We start from the raw sequence: 5791 nt of genomic DNA, 5'->3' as shown, positions 1-5791 counted from the left end.
TACGAGCTGGGCGTGGGCCGCGCCGCAGCCGCTTGCGGACGGCGCCGGGCACGCCCAGCTCGTAGGCGCGGCGGACGCCGCCGTCGAGGAGGTTCTCCCCCGCCCGTCGCATGATCGCCTCGATCTCGGGGTCGGCGTGCCCGGCCGGGTAGGGCCAGTGCCAGGTGTGGCACATCACCAGCCCCCACCTGCGGAGCTTCGCCTCTTCCACCGCCCAGCGCAGCGCCTCGTCGTTCTCCGCCGTCCCGTCGTAGCCGAACAGGATGTGCGGCCAGCGTGTCCCTTCCTCGCGGTTCATATCCCTGCCTCCCTTTCATCCAGTCTGCGCCGGTTCCGCACGGACCAGAAGGGGACGAAGGTCCCTGGGCGCGGGACCTCCGGACCTGCCGGGGACTTTGTCTAATGATTACCGTCACGGGAAAGGAGGAGAGATGGAAAGGCTCGGACGCGTCCGCCGCCGGTTCGGTTTCGACCGCAACGATCTGCGCCGCGGCGTCGACCGCCGCCAGTGGGCGGTCGGTGTCGGCGCCGTCGCCCTCTTCGCGGGCCTCGCGCCGCCGGCCGCGACCGCGCTCGCCATGGAGACCTACCGGCACGGCGTCCAGGCGGAGCGGCAGCAGGCCGCGAACCACCGGATCGACGCCCGCGTCACCGAGACGAAGTCGCAGGACGGCGCGGGGCTGCGGCACGCCTACGCCGAGCTGTCCTGGACGTCCCCCGACGGCCGCGCCCATACCGCCGTCATCCCGGCGGACAAGTCGGTGAAGCCCGGCATGAGCCACCGGATCTGGGTGGACGGCGCCGGCCATCTGGCCCGCGCTCCCCGCACCCGCACCGACACGATCGCGACCACGGCCGTGTCCGGCCTCATCGCCGTCGCCGCCGTCGGCCTCCCCCTCCTCGCCGCCTACCTCGTCACCCGCCGCCGCTACGACCGCCGCCGCGAGGCGCTGTGGGACGAGAGCTGGACGACCCTCACCCACCGCGAGACCTACTGACGGAAGGACCCGCTGACACAGGGAAACGCCGCCCCACCCCGGCCGGGGTGGGGCGGCGTTCCCGTTCGCCGTTACGGCGTGGATTCGAGGAGGCCGTAGTGGCCGTCGTAGCGGTGGTAGAGGACCTTGCCGCGGCCGGTGCCGGCGTCGCTGAAGAACAGGAACGGCAGGCCGAGCGTCTCCAGCCGCTCGGTCGCCTCCGGTTCGCCGATGCGCGGCGCGGGGTGCGGGCTGACGGTCAGCGGGACCGCCACCGGCCCCGCACGGTCGGCGCCGGGGTCGGCCAGGGCGATCCGGTAGCCGGTGTCCGTGCGGTAGAGGACGGCGTCCTGGCCGGTCTCGACGTCGGTGAACAGCCAGAAGTCGTAGTCCATGACGTCCATGTCGAACGCGGCCTCGTCCGGGGTCTGGGTGTCGGCCGCGAACGTCTTGCGCCGCACGATCTCCCGCTCGCCCGGCGGCCGGACGTGGCGGGCGGGCCGGTGCGCGTGCCGCCCGGCCTTCGGGGCGCGGGACGCGTCGCGCCGGCCGCCGACCCGCTCGAACCGGGCGCGCAGCAGGTCGGGCAGCAGGTCGATGGCCTCCTGCATCGTCGCCGCGGCCGCGTGCACCCGCACCGGACGCCCGTTGACGTCGACGGTGGCCTGCGCCAGCGCGGGCCGCTCCACCGCCGGGTCGGGCGCGGTGGCCAGCTTGACGCGGGCGAACAGCACCGGCTCGGGCGCCTGCCGGAACGCCGCCGCGACCTTCTCGCGGGCCGCCTCGGCGAACCGTTCCGGGACGTCGCCTCTGACGTCGAAGACCACCTCGGGAGCCTGCGGGCTTCTCATGTTCACCATCCGTCCCCCTTTTCCGTCTCACCCCCATCCTCGGCGGCGGACACCCCCTCTCACCAGGGACGAACGTCCTTCCAGGCAGTGGTGGTGAGGCGGTACAGAACGTGGCGCCGCAGCCGGTGGCCTTCGGGGACGAGGGGGTGCTCGAAGTCGTCGGACGGGTCGTAGGTCATCCCGATGCGCTTCATGACGGCCTGGGATTTGAGGTTGGGGGCGCTGGTGAAGGAGACCACTTCGTCCAGGTGGGCCTCGTCGAAGGCGTAGCTCAGCGCGCGGAAGGCGGCCTCGGTGGCGTAGCCGTGGCCCCAGGCGGATCGGGCGAGGCGCCAGCCGATCTCCACCGCCGGGGTGAAATGGGCGTCGAAGCGCGGCACCGACAGGCCGGTGAAGCCGATGAACTCGCCGGTGCCGGCGACCTCCAGGGCCCACCATCCGAACCCGCTCTCGGCGAAGCGCGCCTCGATCCGGTCGACCATCGCGTCGCTCTCGGCGCGGGTGAGGGGCGCCGGGAAGTGCTCCATGACCTCCGGGTCGGCGTTCAGCGCGGCGAACGGCTCGCGGTCGGCCTCCGTCCAGCGGCGCAGTAACAGTCGGTCGGTGCGCAGTGTCGAAGTCACCGACCGACCCTACTCGGCCGAATGGTCCCGGATCGCGGTGCAGGCACGGGCGGTCATGGCGAGGAACATCGCGTCGCCGCGGTCGGTGGGGGTTCCGTAGGCGCAGCCCAGGACGATGATGAGCGGGCCTTGCAGGAGGGCGAAACGGTAGTCGTCCCAGCAGAGGTCGAGGGAGTAGTCGCGGACGCCGTGGGCGAGGAGAGCGTCGTGGTAGCGGGCGACGAGGTCGCGTTCGTGGGCGCGGCGGTCGGCGACGCTGAGGCTCGTGGCCAGGAAGTAGGACAGGTCGCGGGCCGGGAGCCCGATCGTGAGGGTCTGCCAGTCGACGGTGATGGGGACTCCCGCCGGCGGGAAGAGCAGGTTGTCGAGGCGGTAGTCGCCGTGGACGAGGCCGAACCGCTCGGCACGGTCGACCAGCCACGGCCCCACGGCGTCGACCGTGCCGCGCAGCGTGTCCTTGTCCTCGGGGCTGAGCCGGTCGGGGAAGCGGTCGATGAAGATCTCGACGGCGGGGCCGTAGACCTCGGCGAGGGTCGCGGCGTCCGACGCGTCCGGGCGGGTCAGGCCGTCGACGTCCAGCAGGGACGCGTCGCACCAGCGGGGGCCGTGCAGCCCGGCGAGGCCGGCGACGCAGTCGCGCGCGTGGTCCACCGAGCAGCCCGTGAGCTGGTCGCCCTGCACCGCCGGGGCGAGGTCCTCCAGGAGCAGGACGAACTCGAACGTTTCGGGGTCGATCTCGGCGTGGTGGCAGTGCGGGGTGCGGATGCCGACCGTCCCGGCAATGTCGCGGTAGAAGAGCACCTCGGTGCGGTAGGTGCCGCCGACCAGGGCGCGGGCGGCGGGATCGTCGAGGGGGAGTTTCGCGACGAGGCGGGGCGGGACGCCACTGCCCGTCAGGCTCAGCCGGTACACCGAGCCGATCTGGCCGGTGCCGATCGGCTCCATCGCGACCTCGTCGACCCGGCCGTTCAGCACGCCGCCGAGCCACGGCGCGGTGAGCGTCACCGGGCCCGTCCGGGGTTGCGGGGCAGGTCGTCGAATCCCTCGGGCCGGACGTTCCGGTAGGCGTCGAGCACGGGGGCGAGTTCGGCGGGCGTCGCGCCGTGCAGGATGACGCCGTCGGCGCCCGCGCCGAACTGGTCGAGGACGCGGGCCGCGCACCGCTCGGGCGAGCCGGTCGCGGACGCCGCGAGCCACTCGTCCGGGACGAGACCGGCGACATGCCGCAGTTCGTCGGCCGTGCCGATCACGTCGAAGGCGCCGGGATACCCCGACACGAGGTCGTCGGCCCGGAACGCGGCCAGGACCGCCGGGTCCCAGCCGTTGACCCTGACCAGCAGGTCACCGTAGCCCTGGAGGTAGGTGGCGAGGCGGCCGACGAGCTTGCGCAGCCGCGCCTCCTCGTCCAGGTGGTCGCCGACCGTGGCGAGCACCGACCAGACCCGGACGGACGCCGGATCGCGCCCGGCCTGGTCGGCTCCGCGCCGGACGGCGGCGACGGCCTTGGCGAGCGTCTCGTCGGTGAAGAAGGTGTGCAGGACGACCCCGTCGGCGACGCGTCCGGCGAACTCCAGCGTCTTCTCCCCCATCGCGGTGAGGATGACCGGGATGTCCTCGTCGAAGGACGGGTCCTGGCTGAGGTACGGGAAGTTCCCGGCGGGCCCGTCGTGCCCGGCGACGGCCTCACCGTGCCACAGCCGGCGCAGGATGCCGATGACGTCTTCCATCTGCGCGCTGGTGACGCGGGGCAGGCCCATGACGTCGAAGAGCATGTCGAAGCCGCGGCCGAGGCCGAGCGCGAACCGGCCGCCGGACAGCCGGTGCATGGTCGTCGCGAACGTCGCGGTCAGCAGCGGATGCCGGGTGTTGTGGTTGGTGGCGGCGGTCGCGATGCCGATCCGCTCACCGGCGGCCGCGGCGGCGCCGGAGAGCGCGGCGGCCTCCTTGGTGGTGAAGCGCTCGGAGAGGAAGACCGAGCCGAGGCCCAGCCGCTCCCCCTCGGCGACCTCGCCCAGCAGATCGCGGGGGCTGCCCGAATGTCCGGCGAGCCCGTAGAAGCCCAGTTCGGGAAGATCGGCGTGCTGCACGCCTGGAATCTAGTCTGGACAGCTGTCCATAATCAAGGGGGCTGCACGCCGTAGACGGTCAGCCAGATCGAGCGGGCCAGCGTGCGGGCGATCCGCTCGTCCCCCGGCCCCTCGTCGTGCCGGCAGTGCGCCGAGATCGTCCGCTCCACCATCCAGATCAGCACCTGCGCGGTCGTCGGGACGTCCATCGCCGGATCGACGGTGCCCGCCCGCCGCTCGGCGTCGAGCCGGTCGCGCACGACCTCGGCGAAGCCCCGCATCCGGTCGCGCCAGAACGCCGCGACGTCCGGGTCGTAGCCGGCGACCTCGGCCAGCGCACCGAGGACCCGGCGGTGCTCACGGTAGGCCGCGATCATCTGCCGCATGGCGTGCGCGACCCCGTCCGGCCCGTCCGCGTGGTCGGCGCGCCACCAGCCGACGGCCTCGCGGAACAGCGCCTCGACCGCCTGCTCGGCCAGCGCGATCAGCAGCCGGCTCTTGTCGGGGAAGTGCAGGTAGAACGTCGACCGCGCCACGTCGGCGCGCGCGGCGATGCGCTGGACGGGCAGCTCGGTGTAGGGCGTCCCGTCGGCCATCATCTCCGTGGCCGCCCGCAGCACCCGGTTCCGGACGTCCTCGCGCCGTTCGCGGACCTTCCGGCGGGGCTGCGTGGTGGAGGCCATGGCGCGAGCGTACCCGCCCCGACCGTAATCGGACAGTGTGTCGACACAGTGCTTGACAGCGATTCGCAACCGAATCACACTCGGTCCACGGCTCCACGCCAGGGGCCGGACGTCACGGGGGGCTCGGCCTGAGGAGGCTCAACGTGGTACGTCTAGACGCCCTGCGGCGGAACCTCGCCGTCCTGGCGGCGCTGGTGCTGGCCGTCACGATGTCGGCCGCCGTCACGACCCGTCCGGCGGCGCGCGCGGACGGCGGCGACCCCGGTTCCTGGATCCCGCACACCGACATCACCCGCTCCGATCTCACGCAGGTGCCCGGCAAGCTCGTCGAGCCGCGCGACGACGGCCCGCATCCCGGCTCCACCACCGAGTGGTGGTACGCGCACGTCATGGACCCGGCGACGCACCGCACCTTCATCGCGATGCTGTTCACCGCGCCCGTCCCGACCGCGCTGATCTTCTGGCCTGACTTGCACAGGTCGGTCCGTGGTTCCGCGGTTTGCTTCGTGTTCGTGCTGGTCATGAGGTTTCGGTTGCTGCTGGGTGACACACTAATCCGGTGTTCCTGCGGAAGGTGAAGACTGTGTCGGG

Annotated in this window: 8 protein-coding genes; 2 read left to right on the top strand and 6 right to left on the bottom strand. The window is 72.6% G+C overall.

Translation table 11 applies throughout. The features are described from left to right. On the bottom strand, positions 1 to 298 hold a 298-nt coding region (locus HUX53_RS01705; protein ID WP_217918973.1), incomplete at its 3' end, for a universal stress protein. A gap of 133 nt (positions 299 to 431) precedes the next feature. Between HUX53_RS01705 and HUX53_RS01700 the strand changes: the two genes are divergently transcribed. Then, positions 432 to 998, top strand: coding sequence for a hypothetical protein (locus HUX53_RS01700; RefSeq protein WP_176401401.1), 567 nt, complete (start codon positions 432 to 434; stop codon positions 996 to 998). Between the two features lie 71 nt (positions 999 to 1069). Here the strand turns inward: HUX53_RS01700 and HUX53_RS01695 are convergent, their stop codons facing one another. Genes HUX53_RS01695 through HUX53_RS01675 form a run of 5 tightly spaced genes read right to left on the bottom strand, consistent with a single transcriptional unit; the run spans position 1070 to position 5200 of the window. Further along, on the bottom strand, positions 1070 to 1828 hold the full coding sequence (locus HUX53_RS01695; RefSeq protein WP_255204822.1) for a sigma 54 modulation/S30EA ribosomal C-terminal domain-containing protein: 759 nt from the start codon (positions 1826 to 1828) through the stop codon (positions 1070 to 1072). A gap of 59 nt (positions 1829 to 1887) precedes the next feature. After that, complete coding sequence (locus HUX53_RS01690) at positions 1888 to 2451, bottom strand: GNAT family N-acetyltransferase (RefSeq protein WP_309236997.1); 564 nt, start codon at positions 2449 to 2451, stop codon at positions 1888 to 1890. Positions 2452 to 2460: 9 nt separating this feature from the next. After that, entirely contained in the window at positions 2461 to 3456 is a 996-nt protein-coding gene (locus tag HUX53_RS01685; RefSeq protein ID WP_217918972.1) for a phosphotransferase, read from the bottom strand. Further along, positions 3453 to 4538, bottom strand: a complete 1086-nt coding sequence (locus HUX53_RS01680) for a TIGR03857 family LLM class F420-dependent oxidoreductase (RefSeq protein WP_309236996.1) — start codon at positions 4536 to 4538, stop codon at positions 3453 to 3455. The genes HUX53_RS01685 and HUX53_RS01680 overlap by 4 nt, the downstream gene beginning before the upstream one ends. A gap of 32 nt (positions 4539 to 4570) precedes the next feature. Next, on the bottom strand, positions 4571 to 5200 hold the full coding sequence (locus HUX53_RS01675) for a TetR/AcrR family transcriptional regulator (protein ID WP_176401399.1): 630 nt from the start codon (positions 5198 to 5200) through the stop codon (positions 4571 to 4573). A gap of 143 nt (positions 5201 to 5343) precedes the next feature. Here HUX53_RS01675 and HUX53_RS01670 point away from each other — a divergent pair, with 143 nt between their 5' ends. Next, positions 5344 to 5778: a hypothetical protein gene (locus tag HUX53_RS01670; RefSeq protein ID WP_176401398.1), complete on the top strand. Its 435-nt coding sequence runs from the start codon at positions 5344 to 5346 to the stop codon at positions 5776 to 5778. Positions 5779 to 5791 lie beyond the last annotated feature (13 nt).

The organism is Actinomadura sp. BRA 177 (assembly GCF_013372625.1).
GTDB lineage: Bacteria > Actinomycetota > Actinomycetes > Streptosporangiales > Streptosporangiaceae > Spirillospora.
Note: the sequence above shows the minus strand (reverse complement) of the source record. Positions and strands in the feature narration are given on the sequence as shown.

Bases quoted from the DNA above. Each gene is read 5' to 3' on its own strand.
- HUX53_RS01700 (WP_176401401.1), top strand. From the start codon at position 432: ATGGAAAGGCTCGGACGCGTCCGCCGCCGGTTCGGTTTCGACCGCAAC.
- HUX53_RS01695 (WP_255204822.1), bottom strand. From the start codon at position 1,828: ATGAGAAGCCCGCAGGCTCCCGAGGTGGTCTTCGACGTCAGAGGCGAC.
- HUX53_RS01675 (WP_176401399.1), bottom strand. From the start codon at position 5,200: ATGGCCTCCACCACGCAGCCCCGCCGGAAGGTCCGCGAACGGCGCGAG.